Origin of the sequence: Tuberibacillus calidus DSM 17572 (assembly GCF_000430685.1) — a bacterium.
GTDB lineage: Bacteria > Bacillota > Bacilli > Bacillales > Sporolactobacillaceae > Tuberibacillus > Tuberibacillus calidus.
The window spans coordinates 25,345-47,420 of record NZ_AUMM01000003.1; the positions used below are offsets into that span (position 1 = coordinate 25,345).

Genomic DNA, 22,076 nt, shown 5'->3' on the forward strand with positions numbered 1-22,076 from the left:
TATCCAAGGGATCTTCCAAGGCTACCAGTCATCGAGGAACAATCAAGGAATGAAGTGGTCATTTTTTCGTTGATTTTTCCAACTGGTTTTTATATTTCATTAGCCGCTCACGATACTTTTTGCTCCCATCTGGATATTTGTTAAGAACCATGGTGATTAAATCTATTTTATTTTTATTGCTGTTTAAAACATTTAATTGAACAAAATCATAATACCCTTGAAGCGGATCGCCTTTATGGATCTTGTCAATCAATTGCCGGATATGTTAGCTACAGTCTTCAGTGTCGTGCTGTTTTCGGGAAACAGATGATGCAAATGCTTTAGGTATTTTAATGCGTCGGTTTGCCTCCCTTTTAATAAATCTTTATTCGTCTCGTTCCAAAGCGATCGCGCTTTTTTCAATCGAGTAAGGAAATCGGATTCGTCATCCGCAAATCTTCTATGCATGGATTTAGCATAGGCATCTTCCTAGATTTTTCCGTCATTTGGGAAAATGGCTCTCGCCGCTTTAGAACAGACACCTTTTCCAGGAGATCTCGTTGGAAAAGAAGTGGATGAGGTATTAATGCTTTATTGTCAAAGCGAAGGACTGAAGGCGCCACAAAGGCCGAAGGCAATCAAATTGATTCAACTTGCCGAAAGCTCCATTGGCGTAACGGAAGGCAATCAGATGGCCCGTATTGAAGTTGCCACACTTGTCCGCCGTTACCGTCAACTTGAGGATGAGATTAAGTTACTCACCCAGCAACTGACTGAACTTGTTCAACAATCTGTAGAGTATCAATGGCTTAAGACTGTACCGGGTTTGGGAGACGCTACTATTGTAGAATTGTTATCGGAAATAGGAAGCTTCTCCCACTACCAATATCCACGCCAATTACTGAAACTAGCGGGATTGACTTTAAGGGAACATTCTTCTGGCCAACACAAAGGCCAAAAACGGATATCTAAGCGTGGAAGAAGGCGTTTGCGCGCCCTTCTATTCCGAGTTATGATGCCCTTGATCCGACACAATGAGGCCTTTAGACAATTGCATGAGTATTACACAAACAGACCTGAAAATCCATTGCGTAAGAAGCAGTCTATCGTGGTGTTATGTGGAAAGTTATTAAAGGTACTATACGCTATCAGTACGAAGCAAGTGGCGTTTGATGCAAAGCGAATGATGCAAGACATTCCTAAACTCGAAATGGCTGCCTAACACACCTGCATACGTTTAATAGACAATAGGATGACACGGAGAAGCCGGCGGTATATTATCCATTCGACCACGAGTCCCTAAAGGAGCTTTGCCAGCCTCTGCCTTATGACTAGACCGAACGAAGGAATGTGGGCACTTAGATGCCAGGAGACATGGGAGGGTACGTCATCATAAGCGACGCAGAGATCCACAGTGCATCGTATAGTAACCCATCGTTACATCCAAAAATATCCTGTAACGACCGCGAAGCACACCCATTAACTGTGATAAAATTACACGTTTTCAAAATGATGTTAGAAGGCGTGTCGAAAAATATTTTTTCGACGCCCCTAAAACGGTAAAAATCCTTGATAAATCAATGTTTATAGAGGGAGGTTGCGTGTATTATTTTGTCTGAATTTTTCTTATACCCAAACAAATATTATAGTGCCATTTTATGAAGATTAAAAATGACTTTCTCTTTTCCTCCCCATCATCCCTATTTTGCTGTTTCCTTTGTTGCCCAAACGGTTAGTAAAAATAAAGAAGATTTTTGTCGAACGAATCTTCAGAGTATTAGCAGGTATTTTGTTGAATTGATAGAATTATATATCTTAACAAAATTTAGTAACTACGGTGTGATGTCAAGAGTTAAAAACAAGTGAATGGGAAATTCTTTTGGCCATATGTCATAAAAAAGGGTGCACTAAACCAAGCCTCCAGCATATTGCAAATAACTGGAAGTCAACGAGACCAAGGCTATCGATGAAGGTTACCTCATCGCGTCACCTTCTTCTTCGGCGCATAAATTTGATCGTTGCGGAGCATCGCATCAATCAGGCGCACCAATTTTCTTGCCGTTAAGACAAGGGCGCGTTTGTGTGAGTGTTTCTGCACTTCACGATACTTCTTTTGGTAAAAGGCACGGAATTCAGGTTCGTGTCGTTGGACCAGATTGGCAGCCTCAACCAGGTCATACCGGAGATAACGATTGCCTGTACGCGCAAGCATTTTGTCATCCGCCTCGTAGTCACCCGATTGGTGACGCGGCCACGATTCCATCGATCCTAATACGGAGAGGTGAAAGCGACATGCCCTTATTTGTCGGTATTGAAGTGAGCTCTAAAAACCTCGAGGCCTGCGTGATGGTTCGGGATATCCCCAGAAGGCTTGCCAATCGATCAGCCTCGCGTATGAGAACTCATCCGGTTCGTGGGCTGCCTGGAACTGCTCATTTCCAGCACGGGATCCGGAGGAACGGCCTACGGGTTAGACGTTCAGGCAAGAACCTGGGGACGCAGACTTTATAAGTAGTCATCGCTACAGGGGGACTAAGCATTGACCCAAACGATCCTAAGACCATTATCCGGGAACATAGCGAAGCGTCCAAGTCCGAAATTTGTATTCCGGGCTCGCCCGGAATACAAAACCGATATTCACTTGTCAATGTGTAAAAATGAACTGGAAATTGACATCAACCATGGATTTGAAACTTATTATACGAGGAGGGTTTGTAGTGAAAACAATAATCACAATGCTAATTACTTCCATGTTAGTAGCTATGTTTGCGTTTACAGGTGTTATTAAACCAGCAAAAGCCCAAAGCAGTGTTGGACCAAGCATTTATCCAACAAATGATGATCCCACTGTTGTTGATCCCGATCCAACTACGCCTCAAGTCACACCAGATCCTAATGATCCAGAACAAACTCCAATAACCCAAGAAGAAATGGATCAAGCTGTAGAAGACGCTACAAACGAAATTTTAGCTAATGCACCAAGTGCAGAAGTAGTAGCACTTGAAAACTCAACATATCCAGAAGTATCCATAGCAATAGATACTGATACAGGTCCACAATTCCTAAGTGCATATTCGCTCGGAACAAAGCTTATAAAAAAACTTCGGTAAAAGATACGTAACAACCGTCCTTCCAATATATATTTATCGACACTTACCTTCTATAGCAACAAAACATTTTAGTGAATCTGCATTTGTTGGTTTTTGGAATACCTATATTTTACTTGGTCCATTAGATTCTGTTCATCAATCAGTCAGCAAATGGGTAGACAAATATACATGGCATTGGGTAGCTGAAACAGAAGGATATATAGCCCAAGGAATTGTCTGGGCAATAATTTAAGGAGGTCATATATGGACACGAAAACGATTTTAATATTTTTCATAATCTATGTTTCTTTAAAAATCTCAGATGAATTAATAAAAATAAATAACTGGATTCTCGCTCAATTACTTCAGTTAATCATTTGTTTCATTGTGTTTTTTGTCTTCTCACTCATCTGGAATAAAGTTTTAAAAAAGCCCTTTAGCCAAGATTAAAGTGGTGATGCAGAAATTGGGCCTGTTGAACTACCTCCACTTCAATTTCTAACGAAAATTTGAAGTGGGAGATGATATATGATTTGGTGAAACCTATGAAGTCATTATGGATATAAAAGGGCCAAATGGTAAGACAGCTAAAGTATTAACTGCTTGGATTGTTGATAACGTGACGAATGAAACTAGACTAACAAATATTTATGTGGACAAGAAAAAAGGTGGTAAACCATGAAGGAAAAAGAACTAGATGTGGTTTTGCTGAAGAATGGTAAAACGGTAACCATTTTGGAAGCATATCCAAAAGAGAAGTATCAGAAGCCCCAAGACGCTTACATGATTGAAGATGATGAAAGTCGGGGTGAAATTATTAAAGATGATGATATTGTGAAGATAGTGTATCGATCATGATACGCGGCTTTTTAATTTGTCCTAAGCATGACATTAAAAGGCTTATTTATTTTGCCCATTTTAAAGGCTTGGGGTAAAACTAAGCGCATCCTTTCAGCGCGAGGGTTGACACGCCAAAAAACATCAATAAAGGAGTCGATTATAGATGAGTTTTAGAAAATAGGCATCCTTTCATTGACAGCCAGCAAATTTTTCTTATAAGATAACAACAAGATGATTAACGGGTTTACCCGAAGCTTGAGTTTAGATGAGTTTAGAGCAGAGAATGAGCCAAGAAAAGTTAGTTTTTTATACAGTGTCACCTAACGGACTTTTCATCAAGTCCTGTGTTCCGTATTCCGACACGCTCATTCTCTCCAAAACGAGGAGGGAATTTTTTTATGTCACAACTCTTTCAAGATGGCCTCAAACGATTAATTGACGGTGAAACGCTGTCAAGAGATGCTTCCCGTGCCATGATGGACGATATCATGCGCGGAGAAGCGACCCCTAACCAAATCTCCTCTTTTTTGACGGTTTTACGATTTCGCGGTGAAACAGCCGAGGAGTTAACCGGATTTGCGGAATCGCTGCGCCAACATTGTGACCGACTCATCGTTGAAAACCGCGATGTCTTGGATACATGCGGCACAGGTGGTGATGGGTCCTCTACTTTTAACATCTCCACGGCAGTGGCCTTACTCACAAGCGGCATGGGCGTCAACGTCGCCAAACACGGCAACCGTGCTGTCTCTTCCAAAAGCGGGAGCGCCGATGTCATCGAAGCCCTTGGTTTAACCATCCCCTATGATAAAGAAGCGGCGCTCGCTCAACTTGAGGCATACGGCATGTGTTTTTTATACGCCCCCATTTATCACGCTTCCATGAAGCACGCAACGCTACCGAGAAAAGAGCTGGGGTTCCGGACCATATTTAATTTATTGGGACCCCTTGTTAATCCTGCCGGGAGCCGTTTCCAACTGTTGGGTGTATACAGCGAGCGGGCGGCAGAGAAAATGGCGCATGTCTTAAATCAGCTAGGTACTAAAAAAGCTTTGCTCGTCACGGGACATGACGGAATGGATGAAGCTTCTATTACCGGTCCAACAACCATTTTTGAAGTCGCTTGCGGCACCGTTCAAAAATACACCATTGAACCGGAAGATGTCGGCCTCCCGCGCGGACGGTTAAAGGATCTCCAAGTCAAAAACGCACGGGAAAGCGCTGCGTTGATTGAAGCCACTTTCTCCGGCAAAGCCAATTCCTCAGCGGAAAACATCGTCTGCTTGAATACAGGTTGCGCCTTATATACGGTTGGAAAAGCTAAGGATCTCCAAAGCGGTGTCGAGATGGCGAAAGAAGCTTTAGCAAGCGGAGTAGGCCTCAGGCAATTACAACGGATGCGCGTTCAGCGAAATGAGGGATTAGCCGATGCTTGAGAAAATTTTACAAACGAAACAACACGAAATGGAACAGTTTACGCCACCGGTTCCGCTCGGCCTTCGCAAACCACGATCATTCCGGGAAGCATTAGTCCATCCGCATCGCGCGATCGCCTTAATTGCCGAAGTCAAAAGGGCGTCGCCATCCAAGGGGACATTTAAAACGCGCATTGACCCAGCGGACATTGCCACGCGATATGAACGAGCGGGAGCTGATGCGATTTCAGTATTGACCGACCGGACTTATTTTAAGGGCGACCGCGATGATTTAAAGGCGGTCAAAGCGGCTGTCGATTTGCCAGTCTTGCGCAAGGATTTTATCATCGATGAACGGCAAATAGAAGAAAGTGCTCAAATCGGCGCGGATGCCATTTTATTGATTGCCGCAGCGCTCCCACCAAAACGTCTTTATACTTTTTATAAGCTTGCCGGCGAAATGGGCATGGTGTGCCTTGTCGAAGTGCACGATTTGAAAGATTTAAAAGCGGTGCTCGACGTTTTTCAACCGGAGATCATCGGCATCAATAACCGCAATTTAAAGACGTTTCATACAACTATCGCCAACACTCTCGATCTATTACCATATCTGCCGCCGGATAGCATCATTGTGAGTGAATCCGGGTTCTTAAGCCATCAGGATGTCTCCCGGATCTTGCCTTATCCCGTTCACGGAATCTTGGTCGGGGAGGCACTGATGACGGCCGCTTCACCTGAAGACGGGATTTGCCGCTTAATGGATGGTGATGACTGATGCCAAGGCCGTTCTTAAAATATTGTGGGATACACTCATTTTCTGATTATACGGTTTGTCTTGAAAGTGCAAGCGACTTTCTCGGGTTTGTTTTCTATCAAAAAAGTCCGCGTCACATCAAACCTGAAGCCGTAGCAGATTGGGTTCGCCGCGCGGGCCAGAGAAAAAAGCCATTGGTTGGCGTATTTGTCAATCCGACGTTTGATGAGTTAAGGGTTGTTTTGCAAACCGCTCCATTGGATATCATTCAACTTCATGGGGAGGAAACGCCAACCTTTGTCACTGAAGTGCAAAAGACATTCCATAAAAGAGTGTGGAAAGCCATTCATCACACCCCCGGCGCATGCGGCCTCATGGCACAATATGAGCATACCGTTGATGGGTTTGTCATCGATTGTAAAGTGAAGGATGCTTGGGGAGGAACGGGTGTCCGTTTTGATTGGACATACGTCCCTGATTATACCGAAGAAGCGCGCCGCCAAGGGGTACCGTGTTTTATTGCCGGTGGCATCACACCAGATAATATCGAAAAATTGCTGGCTTTTGACCCGATGGCCATCGACCTTGCCTCAGGTATTGAATGTGAGGGAAAAAAATCGAGGCGACTCATTCAGGATCTCGAAAGAAAGGTGGGGGCAAATGATGAAACTTTATCCCGATGTACGCGGGCGATACGGTGAATTCGGCGGGCGCTTTGTACCAGAAACGCTGATGCATGCCGTTGAAGAATTAGAACATGCCTTTAATGAAGCATGGGGCGATCCTACATTTCGCGAACAATACCGCCAGACATTAACGGCTTATTCCGGCCGTCCGACACCTTTAACTCATGCCAAACGGTTATCGGATTATATTGGCGGTGCCGACATCTATTTAAAACGGGAGGATTTGAACCACACAGGAGCTCATAAAATCAATAACGCCATCGGTCAAGGGTTATTGGCAAAGCGGATGGGAAAACAAAAGCTCATCGCCGAAACGGGTGCTGGTCAGCACGGTGTTGCCACGGCTACCGTCGCTGCCTATCTTGGTTTATCCTGTAAAGTGTTCATGGGTGAGACCGACATGGAAAGGCAAAAACTGAATGTCTTTCGCATGGAATTGCTCGGCGGTGAAGTCGTACCGGCGAAAACCGGTTCCCGTACGCTGAAAGATGCGACAAACGAAGCTTTAAGATATTGGGCGGAACATGTTGAGGATACGTTCTATTTAATCGGTTCGGTTGTCGGTCCCCACCCGTACCCGAAAATGGTTCGTGAGTTTCAAAGAATAATAGGTGACGAAGCAAAAGAACAATTTTTGCAAGCGACTGGAAAACTACCGGATGCCCTTGTTGCCTGCGTCGGCGGCGGGAGCAATGCCATCGGGCTGTTTTATCCGTTTCTTGAAGATGATCACGTTCAATTGTTTGGGGCAGAAGCGGGCGGTAAAGGTATTGATACCGATGAACATGCTGCCACTTTAGCTCGGGGAAGAAAGGGCGTCCTCCATGGCGCTTTAACGTATGTCTTGCAAGACGAAAATGGTCAGATCCAAGAGCCGTATTCGGTATCTGCCGGCCTGGATTATCCCGGCATCGGCCCGGAACATGCTTATTTAGCCTCGATAGGCCGGGCGGTTTATGAGCCGGTTACCGATCAAGAAGCCTTAGAGGCTGTTTCCCTTCTTTGTCGGTTAGAAGGCATTTTGCCGGCATTAGAAAGTGCGCATGCGCTGGCGCTTGCCGCCAAAAAGGCGCGCGAGCTCGGCAAGGGGCGCGCGCTCATTGTCAACCTTTCCGGCCGCGGTGACAAGGATGTTGAGACCTTGATGAAATATAAAACGGCAGGTGGTCACGCATGATGCGACTGGCGCATTATATCACATCTCACCCAGAACGCATGCATTTTATCCCTTTTATTACAGCTGGGGACCCCAATGAGGAAACCACCGTGGCCATGGCGTTTGCGCTTGAAGAGCTTGGTGCACAGGCGCTGGAGATCGGCATCCCTTATTCCGATCCCCTTGCGGACGGTCCCGTCATCCAAAGGGCTTCGGCTAGGGCGTTAACCAGGGGAATGACCTTAAGAAAAGCTTTTCGGTTAGTCAGGCGCCTCCGAGAAGAGGGGCTACAAATTCCCATCATTCTCTTTACTTATTACAATCTTTTGCTACAATTAGGGGAAAACGAATTGTCTCAGATGCTATCAACCGGTGATATAGACGGCCTGCTCGTTCCGGATTTGCCGTTTGAGGAAAGCGAAGCCCTGGGCGCGCTTTGCCGCTCTCAAGGCTTACCTCTTATTTACCTTGTTAGCCCAACGACGAGTCCATCAAGATTGGCACGCATCGGCCAAGCCGCTAAAGGTTTTTTATATTGCGTTTCATCTCTCGGAGTCACGGGCATGCGTGAAACTTTTCATCCGGAGATCATCGCTTTTCTCAAGGCCGTCCGTCATTCAGCATCATGTCCGATTGCCGTCGGCTTTGGCATCTCAACAAGTGCTCAAGTTGAAGCGTTATCCGGATTGGCTGATGGCTTTATCGTCGGCAGCGCCATTGTCAATGAGGTGGAAGAGCGCTTGCCACTTCTTGAGCAAGATGACACCCGATCTGAGGCAATCGAGGCGATCAAAATAGCGCTGACTCATAAACTATTACCGGAATACAAGAATGGTAGGTGAAGATATTGAAAAGCCAGCTTCGTCATATTTTGCCTTATAAACCCGGAAAGCGCATTGAAGACGTTCAACAGGAACTCGGGTTAACACATGTGGAAAAATTAGCTTCCAACGAAAATCCATTCGGTTCATCGCCGCGCGTTCAAGCGGCCATCACCAACGTGATTAATGGTCTATCCTATTATCCGGATGGTTATGCTACGGCGTTGAGGGAGGCTCTCAGTGACCATCTCGGCGTCCAACCGGAACAACTCATATTTGGAAATGGCACAGACGAACTCATCCATTTGTTTAGCCGCGCTATGCTTTATCCGGGAAAAAATGCGGTGATGGCAACACCTACTTTTCCTAATTATAAAAGAAATGCATTAATCGAAGGCGCTGAAGCCAGAGAAGTGCCGCTGAAAGACGGTCGCCATGACTTAGAGGGCATGCTTCGGGAAGTTGACGAAAATACGGGCCTCATTTGGATTTGCAATCCGAATAACCCGACAGGCGTCTATGTTACCGCCGATGAATTTTCGGCATTTATGGCGCGCGTTCCTGAACAGGTGATCGTTGTTGTTGACGAAGCCTATCGCGAATACGTCACAGCCGCCGATTTTCCAGAGACACTCCAGATGATTGACCAATACCCGAATTTAATCATCACCCGGACATTTTCTAAAGCCTACGGCCTTGCCGGACTGCGCATCGGCTATGGGATTGCTCAAGATGCCTTAATTCATCAATTAGAACCTGCCCGCGAGCCGTTTAACGTTTCATCAGTAGCGCAAGCGGCGGCACTTGCGGCATTAAGCGACCAAGCGTTTATCGCTCGTACCGTTGAAGAAAACAATAAAGGGAAACAACAATATTATGCCTTTTGCGAGGAGGCAGGTTTAGCTTATTATCCGACCGAAGGCAATTTTATCCTCATCGAGTTCGGCATTTCAGGTGATCGGATTTTTGATTATCTGCAACGCCGCGGTTATATCGTCCGTTCTGGAGTGCAACTCGGGGTACCTACGGCCGTACGCATTACCATTGGCAGTGCCGAGCAAAATTCCGGAGTCATCCGATGTTTAAAGGAATTTTTAAATGATGAAACAAGTTGATGAAAAAATGAAAGTATTGATTGCAGGAATTGGTTTGATCGGCGGATCGTTGGGACGAGCGATTCGAAAAGGGCAAGATGTTTTTATTACTGGTTGGGATATTGATGACCGAGCGGCTGAACGCGCTTTGGAATTAGGCATTATTGATGAAAAAGCTCCGACACTTGAAGCAGGAGCAAAAGAAGCGGACATCATTATCCTCGCTTCCCCCGTTGGCAGCGTTTTACAAAATTTAGATGCCTTAAGCCGCATGACGCTTAAACCAGATGTCATCATTACAGATACCGGAAGTACCAAGAAAACAGTCTGTGAACATGCAAAAAAGGTGTTGGGTGGCCGATATCTTTTTATCGGCGGCCATCCGATGGCGGGTTCACATAAAAGCGGCGTGGAGGCGGCGAATGGGGATTTATTTGAAAACGCGTTTTTCTTTTTGACACCTGAAGCGGATGTACCCGCTCTGCCCCTTACCCGTCTGAAGGATATTCTCAAAGGGACGCGGGCGAAATTTATGACGATCGATCCGGCCACCCATGACCGAATCGTTGGGGTTCTCAGCCATTTTCCGCATATTGTCGCAGCCGCCCTTGTTCATCATTTAAAGGAGTTTAATGGGGAAGGGTTGGACCTGAAGCAATTTGCAGCCGGCGGTTTTCGGGATATTACGAGAATTGCCTCATCGGACCCGTTTCTTTGGCAAGACATCATCCTTCACAATCGGGATGTGTTACTGAACTTGTTCCAATCTTGGGAAGACATCATGAGGCGGGTAAAAAAGAAGATTAAGAACGGTGATCCTCAAGCCATTCAAAGTTTTTTTCGTGAGGCAAAGTTTTTTCGCGACGGTTTTCCCATCAAACAAAAAGGCGCTATACCCTCAACGAACGACTTATATGTGGATATCTCCGATCGTCCTGGTGAAATTGCTAAAGTGACAGGCCTCCTTGCCGAAGCTGGGATTAGTTTGACAAATATACAAATTATTGAATGGCGTGAAGCGATCTCTGGCGTTTTACGGTTATCGTTTAGGACCGTAGAGGATCGCGATCAAGCTGCAGCATTGCTTCAGAATGCCGCTTATAATACTTATTTTAACGATTAAATGATGGGCATTCGGACAATGGTAGGTTAAGCGCAACTTTATACATCTTTTGTGATGGTATGGCGGTTACGTCCGTCAATCCTCTGTAATTAGGAAGTTGCAGCATGATTCGTGTAGCGAATGTGATCTGGTAAAAACACAATGAATGTTGGATGGAAGGTGATGTTTTGGGAAAAAAATCAGTAAAAGGGAAGGTACAAGTTCCTGGAGACAAATCCATTTCTCACCGAGCCGCTATTTTTGGAGCCATGGCAGTCGGGAAAACTGTGATTCATGGTTATTTGACCGGAGAAGATTGCCTTCATACCTTAAGTTGTCTTGAAGCGCTCGGTGTTCAAATAGATCGTCAAGAAAAAACGGTCATCATCAACGGAACCGGATGGAAGAACTTGCGCGAACCGAAGACTGTGCTTGATGTCGGAAATTCGGGAACGACGATGCGCTTATTGCTCGGTGTATTGGCTGCCCAGCCTTTTTATACTGTTCTTTCAGGTGATAAAAGTTTAAATGAACGCCCGATGCGCCGGGTTTCCATTCCGCTGACCGAAATGGGTGCACGCTTTGACGGCCGTGAAAACGGAAATAAAGCGCCGCTTTCAGTAAGAGGGAATGCATTGCGACCGATCACTTACCAGTCCCCCGTTGCCAGCGCCCAGGTGAAATCGGCTATCCTGCTTGCAGGCTTGCAAACCGAAGGCGTGACAACGGTGGTGGAGCCGGTGGCAAGCCGTGATCATACGGAACGAATGATCGAAGCATTTGGCGGTTCGATCGACACCAACGGGACCCGTCATTCGGTAAAAGGGAGGCAAAAGTTGATAGGAACAGAAATCGTCGTACCCGGCGATTTCTCTTCGGCAGCATTTCTCATCGCTGCGGCACTTGTTACAGAAAACAGTGTATTGACGATTGAAAATGTCGGCATTAATCCGACGAGAACCGGCATGCTGACGATTTTAAAACAAATGGGTGCAAACATTGAACTTTTCAACCAAAGGGAATTGAACCGTGAACCGGTCTGCGATATATTGGTGCGCTCATCCGCCCTAAAAGGGACTGTGATTGAAGGAGCGGTGATCCCCCGATTAATTGATGAAATTCCCATTCTTGCGCTCATTGCCTCACAAGCAGAGGGACGGACCGTCATTAAAGATGCTGGCGAGTTAAAAGTTAAAGAGACCAATCGAATTCAAACGGTGGTTTCCGAGCTGAAAAAATTAGGCGTCGATATTGAAGCGACTGATGACGGCATGATCATTGAAGGCGACCCTGACAAAGTGCTCTCTGGCGGTGTCGTCAATGCTTATGGCGACCATCGCATGGCGATGATGCTTATGGTCGCATCTTTAATCAGTGCTGATCCGTTAGTTATTTTAGAGGCTGAAAGCGCCGCCGTCTCTTTTCCTGGGTTTGATCGGCTTTTATCTGCAATTACACGCGATTAAAAATTTAGAAATATCATTGAATTATTTCTATTATACCTGTATAATAAAAGCAAATGGTTTCTCTCCACTCCATCCATATTCCATTAGAACCCTTTAGAACGGGTTCTTTTTTTTATTGACTTTCATATTTTGTAATAGGACAAGGCTCTGGAGGTGAAGGATGCGCCCTGTATGTCACACGGCTTTCGCATTTCTTGAAGGTCATGCGATAAAAAGCTATGATTAAATTACGATTTTTGGACTGTTTCAACAAGGTAAAAGCAGGCTGACTGATTAATGGGAGTGCATGATCATGAATGATGAATTAACCTTGGCTGTGACATTAGTGCAAACAGGGCAATATGAAGAAGGACTACAAAAATTAAAGGCGCTTTTGGCAAAATCTGATGATGAGATCGCCTTTCAAATCGCTTCGCTTTACGAGGAATGGGGCATGGTGGATGAGGCTTATAAAATACTTAGCCGTCTTGCCCAAAAACACCAGGGGGATTCACATATTTTGCTATCCCTCGCGGAAAGCGCCATTGATTTAAATCGAGAAGATGAGGCGGTGGAATGGCTTTTAAAAATTCACCCGCTGGACGAAAACTATTTGAGCGCCCAAGTGTTGCTCGCGGATCTTTACCAAGCACAAGGCTTTGAGGAAGCGGCGCATCGTCACTTGATGTTGGCGAAAAAACAAGCGCCAAATGAACCGATCATTGACTTTGCTCTTGCCGAATTTTACTTTTCTTTTGGTTATTACGGGAAAGCAGAAGACAAGTATAAAGCGGTGCTTCATGCCGAAAGCCTTGCTCATGAAAATATCCCGTTGAAATTGGCAGAGTGCTTATCTTTAAACGGTAAATTTGAAGAAGCGCTGATTTATTATAAGAAGGGTCTGGAACGGGAAAAAACACCGGATGGTCTTTTCGGTTTGGCTGTCACGGCCATGCGCATTGAAAAATATCAAACAGCCATTCGCGCGTTAACCGAGTTAAAAGCGATGGATCCGGATTACAGTACGCTATATCCCGTTTTAGCCGAAGCCTATGAGAAGGAAAAAGCTTATGAAGAAGCGCTTTCGGTTTTGGAAGATGGGTTGAAAGTCGATGAACAAAACGAACGGCTTTTGCTAATGGCTGGCGATCTGGCCGTTAAAATGAACCAACAAGAAAAAGCAGAATGGTTTTATGAACGTTTGTTGGAATGGAACCCTGAACATACGGAAGCACTAAAAAAATTGTTAACACTTAAAAAGGAAGCTGGGAAAACGGCGGAAATTATTCAAAGACTGACGCAAGATGAAGCCGATGACCCGGAAATCCTTTGGTACCTGGCGGAAGCCTACCGAGCAGAAGAGGAATTGGAAAAAGCGTTGTCCATTTTCAGCTCGATTAAAGATTATTTTAGGGGTGATCCTGACTTTTTGGAAAGTTATGGGCAAACGCTCTGGGAGCTTGGGCAAAGGGAACTTTCGCTTGAGGTTTTTGAACAGGCGTTAGAAATCGATGGTACGAATGAGACTTTGAGGGATTTTGTCGAACGAATCCGGCAGGAGAATTTCGGTTGAATGGTGAACTAATCCAATAAAGGTTTGGCATAAACGCTAGTGTACGAAGAAATAATGTGAAGGGGGGTTGCTTGTGGAACAGACGATATCCATCGAAGATAAGCGAGCGTTTCTAAAGTGGTTTTTAAGGCATTATCAATTAAAGAATCGCGAATGCGTCTGGTTATTGAATTATATTTTAAGTGATAATCAATTGATTAACATCTTGCGCTTCGTTGACACGATCACAGACTGCCCGCGGGCGATGATGATTTCGGAAAAACGGTCTCAAGCATCACCATTCATGTATCGCAAGGGCACCGTGGAAACGGATCAGCCGGAAAAAGCCTTTCACGATCTTCGCCTGGATACGGTTGAACCGATATATGTGAAACTGATCTTTCCTGATTCCTCCCGTTCTTCGGAATATGTTTGCGTCTTAGAGGACAATCCCTATGCATTAAAACAATTGCAACAAACCTATCACCAAATCGCCGACCGTATCTTGCACGAAGCGATGAGAGATTTTCAAATTCAAAAGCTTTACGAAGCGATCGATCAGGCTTTGGACCGACGGGATGAGGTGGCCTTTTACCAACTTGTTGCCAAATGGCGCGATATTAGCCAACAATAACTGTTATCTACTTATATTGCAAGACCTGCCAAGAGGCGGTCTATTTTTTTTTTGACTATTTCATTTAAACAACGACAAACCATAATGCCGAATGTTTAAATATGATGCATCTGAATGGACCGCTCGTTTATTGCTGATGCTTGGCATGATGCGATGGCTTCGATAAAATCAAATCAATAGATGAACACAATGGAGTGGGAGGAATCGCTCATGAGATGGATAGCAACAGATATTCAAAAATATTTGGAACAAAAAGCGTTCATCGACACGGTGCTCATACCGCTTGTTCCGGTGGCGTGGGGAGAAGATCTTGTCCCTGCAGTAAGAGAAGGGGAATTCATTCTGACCCTTATTTCTGAAACCGAACGGCAATTGCAAGGCCGTGTCGTTTTAATGCCCCCCTTTACTTACCTCAAAAATGAACCCATTGAGCAAACTTTAGAGCGACTGTCCCGTTGGGAAGAGGTCATTAGGTCGGAAAATGTCAAATGTGTCTTTTTTGTGACAGCGGATGTGACGTGGAAAAAATATGAGGAGCGCTTGAAAACCTTGATATGGGCGGCACCCATCCCGCTTGAGCACATGGATGAGCGCTACCTCAAAGAATTTGTTGACGAAAATGTTGGTTTTATTATGAGGAAAATCACAGAAATATGGCGAATTTCGTGAATAAAACTCTCTGAATTTTATTGACATGGCCTAAATGGTTGCGCTATCATGGGAATGTCCTAGTAATATGTGAATTTTATAATGTTATCTGAATTCCTATAGAATAGGGGGGGAATCATGAGCAACAAGGAGCATGATGTGACCCGACGCCAATTTTTAAACTACACTTTAATGGGTGTAGGCGGATTCATGGCAGCCGGGTTATTGACGCCGATGGTTCGCTTCGCGATCGATCCGCTCCTCCGCGAAGAAAAAGGCGGTAAGATGGTAGATGTCATGGCCGTCAAGGATATTACGACCGAACCGCAACGCAAAACGTTTTCGATTGACAAGGTTGATGGGTGGCACAAGTTTAAGGAACAAAAAATTGCCTACATATTTAAGAAGGACAACGGCGAAATTATGGCTTTGTCACCGGTTTGCACCCATCTCGGCTGCACAGTGTCATGGAACGATGATCCGGCCCACCCTAATCAGTTCCACTGCCCATGTCATGGCGGGCGTTACACGAAGGACGGAATCAACATTCCCGGTACTCCCCCGCCTGCGCCGCTTAGTGTTTACGAAATGAAAGTAAAAGATGGTAGGTTATATCTTGGTGCTGAAAAACCGAGAGGGGGGGCTTAATAAATGTTACAAAAAGTGTACGATTACATTGACGAACGGTTGGATATTACACCGCTTTGGCGTGACTTAGCCGACCATGAAGTCCCCGAGCATGTCAATCCGGCTTACCATTTTTCGGCATTTGTCTATTGTTTTGGTGGGTTGACGTTTTTTACGATCGTCATCCAAATTTTATCCGGGATGTTTTTGACTATGTATTATGTACCGGATATTAATAACGCTTGGGATTCGGTTTATTACTTGCAGAACCAAGTGGCTTACGGCCAAATTGTTCGAGGCATGCACCATTGGGGCGCAAGCATTACCATTGTGATGGTTTTCCTACATACTTTGCGCGTCTTCTTTACTGGGGCCTATAAAAAACCGAGAGAGCTGAACTGGATCGTTGGTGTCCTTTTATTCTTTGTTATTCTTGGCCTCGGCTTTACGGGTTATTTATTGCCATGGGATATGAAAGCACTGTTTGCGACCAAGGTCGGCCTGCAAATTGCTGAATCATTCCCGTTTATCGGTGATTGGATTAAACTATTGCTTCAAGGAAGTGATATCGTCGGCGCCCAAACACTGGCTCGTTTCTTTGCCATTCACGTCTTCTTCCTGCCAGCGCTTTTAATGGGCTTGATGGCCGCCCACTTCCTCATGATCCGCCGCCAGGGCATATCCGGGCCGCTATGATGGCCATCTATTTCATGAAAAAAGGGAGGGAAATCCATGCATCGTGGTAAAGGAATGAAGTTCGTCGGTGACTCGAGGGTACCGGATAAAGCCAAATTTGTCCCTCCGAAGGATTATTCCGAATATCCGGGAAAAACAGAGGTCTTTTTGCCAAACTTCCTGTTAAAAGAATGGATGGTTGGTGCCGTTTTCTTAATCGGTTTTCTAATATTGACGATGTCCGATGCGGCACCGCTGGAAAAGGAAGCCGATCCGACGAGTTCAGGGTATATTCCCCTGCCTGACTGGTATTTCTTATTTTTATACCAACTCTTAAAATATCCTTATGCCTCCGGTCACTTTAAATTGATTGGGACCGTTATCATCCCTGGGCTTGCAGCTTTAGCATTGCTGCTTGCTCCGTGGCTGGATCGCGGTTTTGAGAGGCGCCCAGTGAAACGGCCGATTGCAACAGGCATTATGCTTTTAACGGTCGTATCCATTGTTTATTTAACATGGGAAGCCACCGTTTCCCATAACTGGGCACTGTCTGAGGAACAAGGTAAAATTGTAAAACAAGTGGAAGTTGATAAAAGTTCCAAAGGATATCAGCTATATAGTCAGAACTGTGCAGGTTGCCATGGCAATAATTTAGACGGCGGTGTCGGTCCAGCCTTAATCGGTCAGAACTTGCCCGAAGCTGTCGTCGAATCAATGGCAACAAAAGGTGGGGGCAACATGCCGCCGGGTGTTTTTAAAGGTTCCGAAGAAGATCTGAAAACGCTGGCAAAATTCGTCTCGGAAGTAAGTAAAAAATAATTCCGAGCTGGCATTTTGCCAGCTTTTTTCTTATACTTTGAGATAAATGGCTTGTGAAACACGGAAGCTACCTTGCATCAATTAAAAAATAAATGAGGGTTCAGGATGGTTTCTCTACGCGTTCTGCTTTTCCATAAACAGGTACTTTTACTACTTCTCATTATTAACGCTCTTGGAACAGCTTATGGTTATTATTGGTATAAGGTTCAACTCGTTGAAACACCGTTTTACTTTTTACCGTTTGTCCCCGATAGTCCCACGTCCAGCCTGTTTTTTTGCATTGTCTTACTAGGTTTTTTATTTAAAAAACATTTACCTTTGTTTGAGGCCTTAGCGGTGACGCATCTCTTTAAATATGGCGTCTGGGCGGTGGGCATGAATGTGGCGACGGGATTCGTTGGCTATACACTCGAATGGGGAAACTATATGCTGATCTTTTCACATGCGTGTATGGCGTTGGAAGGCGTTTTATATGCCCGTTATTTTAAAATTAAGCCGTGGCATTTGGCGGCCTCCGGCATTATCCTTTTACATAATGAAATGATTGACTACGTCTTTCATATGATGCCGTGGTATTTCCAACTCATTCATTATGAACGGCTCATCGGTTATCTCACGTTTTGGTTAAGCTTGCTTAGCATTTATGTGGCTTATTTACTTTGTCTCAAATACCCTAAACGGGAAATCGATCCTTTCTATTAAACGGCATAAACCTGTCCAATCTTTCATATATTGTGATAGTACAAATTGGAAGATCGAAGGGACGTTTGCCGATGAAAGTTTGGGCAGTTTGCTTAGTTTGTCTGTTTTCCTTAAGCATACCTTTACATGGATTTGCCCGTTCGGATCTTGCGCCACGACAAACATTGACGGGTTTAGCCAACCGTGTTTATGAGGCGGTTTCGAATCAAACGGCTGAAATGGCGATTGACGCATTAAATACCTTTGAAAAAACCTGGGAGGAGGTCGAAAGAACCGACCATACCATATCTCCCATCGCAAGTCGCACGGTCACAACACAAGTGGAAACGCTGCGTGAAACACTGGAAAATAATGAAGACAGAGATCAATGGAATGCGGCTGGTGTCACTTTTCGTCTCGCTGTCGATGCGGTTGTGAATGCCGAACATCCTTTGTGGATGGGGATGAGGGATAAAGTGCTCGGAAGCTTCCAAAAAATCATCCGCGATGTCAATGAGGATCAAGACCGGGCGTTTCAAACGGACTTTAATCACTTCCTTTCGCTTTATCAAATGATTTATCCGTCTCTCGTGATTGATGAAAAACGTGAAACTGCCCAACTCCTTGAATCCGAGATCAACCATATCATGAATGACCGCATGACGATTGTTCAAAATAAAACGATGCATCTACCCCATCTCCAAAAGATTTATGAGGACTTAAAAAAGATTTTTGGCAGTTCGGAGGCAGTGTCCGGCTTCCTTCATACGCCGGAAATGTGGCCGCCGTCCGTGATCATCGGTGGCATTGTCCTTCTTACATTATTGTATGTCACCTGGAGAAAATATAGGGGTGAAGGCGTTCAAAAGGAAATACCTGTGACGAAACGGTGACATTGATGAACGTGAACGGCACGTAAATTGACAATTGGTGCAAGTTTGACTAAAATTGACCTTAAGAAAACCCATGGAGGGATTAATATTGGGGATATACCTGTTATACTTTGTGATAATTATGATTATACCGTTATGGGCGCAAGCGAAGGTCAAAGGAACGTATAGTCGATTTGCCCAAGTTGCGAACCAAACGGGATATACAGGTGCACAGGCCGCCCGTGTGATTTTGGATCAGCATGGGTTGTACCATGTTGGCATCGAAGAGATCGGCGGAAGGCTGACGGACCATTATGATCCTCGTGATAAGGTGTTAAGGCTTTCTTCTGAAAATTATCATGGACGATCGATTGCAGGCATTGCCGTTGCTGCTCATGAAGTCGGTCATGCCATCCAAGATAAAGAAAACTACGCTCCGCTTCGCTTCCGACACGCCTTGGTGCCTGTTGCGAATTTGGGGTCCAACTTATCGTATTTCTTTATTATCATCGGCATTCTATTGCATTTCACGCAATTAGCCGTTCTTGGGATCATCTTCTTTGCTGCGGCTGTGCTGTTTCAACTTGTGACATTACCCGTTGAATTCAATGCGTCAAGTCGGGCGATGGCTCAACTTGCAGACTTAGGCCTCATTACGTCCGAAGAACGAAGCCCGGCAAGAAAAGTGTTAAGCGCGGCTGCCTTAACGTATGTTGCTGCAGCTTTGGTAGCGGTATTGGAATTGCTTCGCTTCGTGTTCATGTTCCTAGGCACAAATAACAATGAAGAATAAAGAGAAAAAGGAGACTTGGCTCTGCTCATCTATATGGACGATGGCAGAGCCTTCATTTTACACCTTATGTTGGCCAGGAATATGAAAAACTTTCTTATCAGCAAAAAAGGTTGGTTCATGAGGAACCAACCTTTTAATCATTAAATGTTTTAAATCAAGCAACTTACTCTTCAAAAATTGGCTTTTTGTTTTCATCAAGTGTAAACCCTTCGCCTAGTACATCATGAATTTCATGCACAGATACGAAAGCATGGGGATCGACGCTTTTAATAAGGTTTTTTAAACGAAAAATTTCACTGCGGCTGACCACACAATACAGCACCTCGATATCGTGCTTGGAATAACCGCCTTTGCCGTGTAACAAAGTGGCACTACGATCCAACTCATCTATGATTTTTTTGGCAATGATTTCATTCTTTTTGGAAATCACCATAGCGGCATTTGCGGCATACGCACCATTTTGTATAAAATCAATCACTCGCGCTCCGACAAAAACGGCCACAATGGTATACATAGCTTCCCTGTAATCAAGATAAATAAGGGATAAGGTGATGACGATGACGTCAATAAAAAACAACGTTTTTCCCATCGACCATCCCCAATACCGAAAGGCCATGCGCGCGAGAATATCGGATCCTCCGGTTGTCCCCCCATAACGAAAAATAATACCGAGACCTGTCCCGACAAAAACGCCGGCAAATAAAGCGGCAAGTGTCATATCGTGTTCAAGGGTGAACGAAACAGGCGTGAGATATTGGAATACCCACAAAAACAAGGACAGGGCACATGTGCTAATGATCGTATAGGCAAAGACGTTTCTCCCCAACATGCGAAAGCCAAGGATAAACAATGGGATATTAATAACCAAGTTGCTAATGCCGGGGTCAATGTGAAAGAGATTATATAGGATAAGTGTTATCCCAGTTACCCCACCTTCAGCCAAATGGTTTTTCATATTAAAATTAACGAGTCCAAAGGCATAAATCGCCGATCCGATCAGCATAAAAAATATATTTTTGGCCTTAAGTGAAAATGGCATGGTGTCAACTCCCGTCCATAATGTTCCTTAGCCAGTATAGTGAAAATGGCCGCGCAGTTCAACGCTTTTCTTACCTCTTAGTATTATAAGCGAAAGAGAAAGCGGTCAACCGATACCCATCATTGCGGTTAAAAAGATTGTCATGGTCTCAACGTTTTCGTTAATATAAAGAGTACAAGCGATGAAAAGATCGGAAGGTGAACCCATTATGCCGAACAAAACCATGCAGGAAATGCAGGATGAAGTCGACCGCTACATCAAACAGTTTAAAGAAGGCTATTTCTCACCTTTAGCGATGATGGCCCGGCTGACCGAGGAATTAGGCGAATTGGCTCGGGAAATCAACCATTATTATGGTGAAAAACCAAAGAAGAAAACGGAAAAAGAAAACACGGTCGAAGAGGAATTAGGCGATTTGCTATTTGTCATCATTTGTCTTGCTAATTCATTAGGCATCGATCTTACGGCGTCCTTTGACCGCGTGATGCATAAATTCAATACCCGAGATAAAGATCGTTGGACAAGGATAGAGGAGGTACTGCCAGATGACGGAGAATAATATACGCATTGTCGTAAGCGGCCCAAGGGGAAAAATGGGGCGTGAAGCTGTACATATGATCACGCGGACCGACCACTTCCAATTAGTAGGGGCTATTGACCATAAATATGACGGAAAACTTTTGAGTGATTTAGAAGAATTCCCAGATGTGGACGTTCCCATCTTTACGGATAGTGATCTTTGTTTTTCAAGCACGAAACCGGACGTTCTCGTTGATTTTACTAATCCCGAGGCAGGTATGCGCCTTGCCGCATCGGCACTAAACAATGGCATCCGGCCGGTCATCGGCACCTCAGGTTTTACTGAGGAAAGCGTCCACCATTTCCAAAAAATCGCTGAAGAAAAGCGTATTGGCATGATTATTGCACCTAATTTTGCCATTGGCGCTGTTCTATTGATGAAATTTAGTCAAATGGCTGCCCGTTATTTTCCCGACGTCGAAATCATTGAACAACATCATGATAAAAAGTTGGATGCGCCTTCTGGAACCGCCATCAAAACCGCTGAGATGATTCGCACGGTGCGAGGAGAAAAGCAACAAGGGCATCCATCGGAAAAAGAACTTTTGACTGGCGCTCGAGGGGCAGAATTAAGCGGTATGCGGATCCATAGTGTCCGTCTTCCCGGACTCATCGCCCATCAACAAGTGATTTTTGGCGGTGAAGGGGAGCTTCTTTCGCTGCGACACGATTCGATGAATCGTTCCTCATTTATGACTGGAGTGCGCCTTGCGGTAGAGACGGTGATGACACTCGATACGTTGGTATATGGTTTGGAAAATATATTGGAATAGGGG

Annotated in this window: 22 protein-coding genes and 3 pseudogenes; 23 read left to right on the forward strand and 2 right to left on the reverse strand. The window is 44.9% G+C overall.

From position 1 onward, the window contains the following. Positions 1 to 472 precede the first annotated feature (472 nt). A pseudogene (locus H532_RS17430) lies at positions 473 to 1,201 on the forward strand (IS110 family transposase); the annotation flags it as partial. A 756-nt stretch (positions 1,202 to 1,957) separates the two neighbouring features. Here the strand turns inward: H532_RS17430 and H532_RS0100180 are convergent. Further along, positions 1,958 to 2,236, reverse strand: a pseudogene (locus tag H532_RS0100180) (transposase); the annotation flags it as partial. A 460-nt stretch (positions 2,237 to 2,696) separates the two neighbouring features. On the opposite strand from H532_RS0100180, the gene H532_RS0100185 reads away from it, so the two are divergent. The 20 genes and pseudogenes from H532_RS0100185 to H532_RS0100285 all read left to right on the forward strand — a co-directional run bounded on the left by H532_RS0100185 (position 2,697) and on the right by H532_RS0100285 (position 19,682). After that, positions 2,697 to 3,089, forward strand: a complete 393-nt coding sequence (locus H532_RS0100185; RefSeq protein WP_027723774.1) for a hypothetical protein — start codon at positions 2,697 to 2,699, stop codon at positions 3,087 to 3,089. 523 nt (positions 3,090 to 3,612) lie between these two features. Next, positions 3,613 to 3,750 (forward strand): annotated as a pseudogene (locus H532_RS21050) (hypothetical protein); the annotation flags it as partial. After that, complete coding sequence (locus H532_RS0100200) at positions 3,747 to 3,926, forward strand: hypothetical protein (RefSeq protein WP_027723776.1); 180 nt, start codon at positions 3,747 to 3,749, stop codon at positions 3,924 to 3,926. The pseudogene H532_RS21050 and the gene H532_RS0100200, both read left to right, overlap by 4 nt. Positions 3,927 to 4,306: 380 nt before the next feature. Next, a complete protein-coding gene (gene trpD, locus H532_RS0100205) occupies positions 4,307 to 5,344 on the forward strand; it encodes an anthranilate phosphoribosyltransferase (RefSeq protein WP_027723777.1) in 1,038 nt (345 codons plus the stop codon). Further along, positions 5,337 to 6,098 carry an indole-3-glycerol phosphate synthase TrpC gene (gene trpC / locus H532_RS0100210; protein WP_027723778.1) on the forward strand — a complete coding sequence of 254 codons (762 nt, stop codon included), beginning with the start codon at positions 5,337 to 5,339 and terminating at the stop codon, positions 6,096 to 6,098. The genes trpD and trpC overlap by 8 nt, the downstream gene beginning before the upstream one ends. After that, on the forward strand, positions 6,098 to 6,778 hold the full coding sequence (locus H532_RS17435) for a phosphoribosylanthranilate isomerase (RefSeq protein ID WP_051263032.1): 681 nt from the start codon (positions 6,098 to 6,100) through the stop codon (positions 6,776 to 6,778). Before trpC ends, H532_RS17435 begins: the two co-directional genes overlap by 1 nt. Next, a complete protein-coding gene (gene trpB, locus H532_RS0100220; RefSeq protein ID WP_027723779.1) occupies positions 6,738 to 7,940 on the forward strand; it encodes a tryptophan synthase subunit beta in 1,203 nt (400 codons plus the stop codon). The genes H532_RS17435 and trpB overlap by 41 nt, the downstream gene beginning before the upstream one ends. Beyond that, positions 7,937 to 8,761: a tryptophan synthase subunit alpha gene (trpA, locus tag H532_RS0100225; protein WP_027723780.1), complete on the forward strand. Its 825-nt coding sequence runs from the start codon at positions 7,937 to 7,939 to the stop codon at positions 8,759 to 8,761. Before trpB ends, trpA begins: the two co-directional genes overlap by 4 nt. A gap of 2 nt (positions 8,762 to 8,763) precedes the next feature. Beyond that, the gene (hisC, locus tag H532_RS0100230) at positions 8,764 to 9,855 is read left to right on the forward strand and encodes a histidinol-phosphate transaminase (protein ID WP_425426208.1); all 1,092 of its coding nucleotides are present in this window, start codon (positions 8,764 to 8,766) and stop codon (positions 9,853 to 9,855) included. Next, positions 9,842 to 10,957 carry a prephenate dehydrogenase gene (locus H532_RS0100235; protein WP_027723782.1) on the forward strand — a complete coding sequence of 372 codons (1,116 nt, stop codon included), beginning with the start codon at positions 9,842 to 9,844 and terminating at the stop codon, positions 10,955 to 10,957. The genes hisC and H532_RS0100235 overlap by 14 nt, the downstream gene beginning before the upstream one ends. A 152-nt stretch (positions 10,958 to 11,109) precedes the next feature. After that, positions 11,110 to 12,402: a 3-phosphoshikimate 1-carboxyvinyltransferase gene (gene aroA / locus H532_RS0100240; RefSeq protein ID WP_027723783.1), complete on the forward strand. Its 1,293-nt coding sequence runs from the start codon at positions 11,110 to 11,112 to the stop codon at positions 12,400 to 12,402. Between the two features lie 292 nt (positions 12,403 to 12,694). Continuing rightward, on the forward strand, positions 12,695 to 13,954 hold the full coding sequence (locus H532_RS0100245) for a tetratricopeptide repeat protein (protein WP_027723784.1): 1,260 nt from the start codon (positions 12,695 to 12,697) through the stop codon (positions 13,952 to 13,954). 73 nt (positions 13,955 to 14,027) lie between these two features. After that, positions 14,028 to 14,567, forward strand: a complete 540-nt coding sequence (locus H532_RS0100250; protein ID WP_027723785.1) for a ReoY family proteolytic degradation factor — start codon at positions 14,028 to 14,030, stop codon at positions 14,565 to 14,567. Positions 14,568 to 14,777: 210 nt separating this feature from the next. Next, positions 14,778 to 15,236 carry a DUF2487 family protein gene (locus tag H532_RS17440; protein ID WP_051263033.1) on the forward strand — a complete coding sequence of 153 codons (459 nt, stop codon included), beginning with the start codon at positions 14,778 to 14,780 and terminating at the stop codon, positions 15,234 to 15,236. A 117-nt stretch (positions 15,237 to 15,353) separates the two neighbouring features. Continuing rightward, positions 15,354 to 15,863, forward strand: a complete 510-nt coding sequence (locus H532_RS0100260) for a Rieske (2Fe-2S) protein (protein ID WP_027723786.1) — start codon at positions 15,354 to 15,356, stop codon at positions 15,861 to 15,863. 3 nt (positions 15,864 to 15,866) lie between these two features. Continuing rightward, positions 15,867 to 16,538, forward strand: coding sequence for a menaquinol-cytochrome c reductase cytochrome b subunit (gene qcrB / locus H532_RS0100265; RefSeq protein WP_027723787.1), 672 nt, complete (start codon positions 15,867 to 15,869; stop codon positions 16,536 to 16,538). A 36-nt stretch (positions 16,539 to 16,574) separates the two neighbouring features. Further along, positions 16,575 to 17,336: a menaquinol-cytochrome c reductase cytochrome b/c subunit gene (locus H532_RS0100270; protein ID WP_027723788.1), complete on the forward strand. Its 762-nt coding sequence runs from the start codon at positions 16,575 to 16,577 to the stop codon at positions 17,334 to 17,336. 105 nt (positions 17,337 to 17,441) lie between these two features. Continuing rightward, entirely contained in the window at positions 17,442 to 18,038 is a 597-nt protein-coding gene (gene lhaT, locus H532_RS0100275; protein WP_027723789.1) for a lipoprotein heptaprenylglyceryl N-acetyltransferase LhaT, read from the forward strand. A gap of 71 nt (positions 18,039 to 18,109) precedes the next feature. Beyond that, the gene (locus tag H532_RS19355) at positions 18,110 to 18,910 is read left to right on the forward strand and encodes a sporulation protein YpjB (protein WP_051263034.1); all 801 of its coding nucleotides are present in this window, start codon (positions 18,110 to 18,112) and stop codon (positions 18,908 to 18,910) included. Positions 18,911 to 19,004: 94 nt separating this feature from the next. Continuing rightward, positions 19,005 to 19,682 carry a zinc metallopeptidase gene (locus H532_RS0100285; protein ID WP_425426209.1) on the forward strand — a complete coding sequence of 226 codons (678 nt, stop codon included), beginning with the start codon at positions 19,005 to 19,007 and terminating at the stop codon, positions 19,680 to 19,682. 163 nt (positions 19,683 to 19,845) lie between these two features. On the opposite strand, the gene H532_RS0100295 is transcribed toward H532_RS0100285, so the two are convergent. Further along, positions 19,846 to 20,721: a YitT family protein gene (locus tag H532_RS0100295; protein ID WP_027723791.1), complete on the reverse strand. Its 876-nt coding sequence runs from the start codon at positions 20,719 to 20,721 to the stop codon at positions 19,846 to 19,848. A 208-nt stretch (positions 20,722 to 20,929) separates the two neighbouring features. Between H532_RS0100295 and H532_RS0100300 the strand changes: the two genes are divergently transcribed. Continuing rightward, positions 20,930 to 21,280: a nucleotide pyrophosphohydrolase gene (locus H532_RS0100300; RefSeq protein ID WP_027723792.1), complete on the forward strand. Its 351-nt coding sequence runs from the start codon at positions 20,930 to 20,932 to the stop codon at positions 21,278 to 21,280. Continuing rightward, positions 21,267 to 22,073, forward strand: coding sequence for a 4-hydroxy-tetrahydrodipicolinate reductase (dapB, locus tag H532_RS0100305; RefSeq protein ID WP_027723793.1), 807 nt, complete (start codon positions 21,267 to 21,269; stop codon positions 22,071 to 22,073). Before H532_RS0100300 ends, dapB begins: the two co-directional genes overlap by 14 nt. The last annotated feature ends 3 nt before the right edge of the window (positions 22,074 to 22,076 follow it).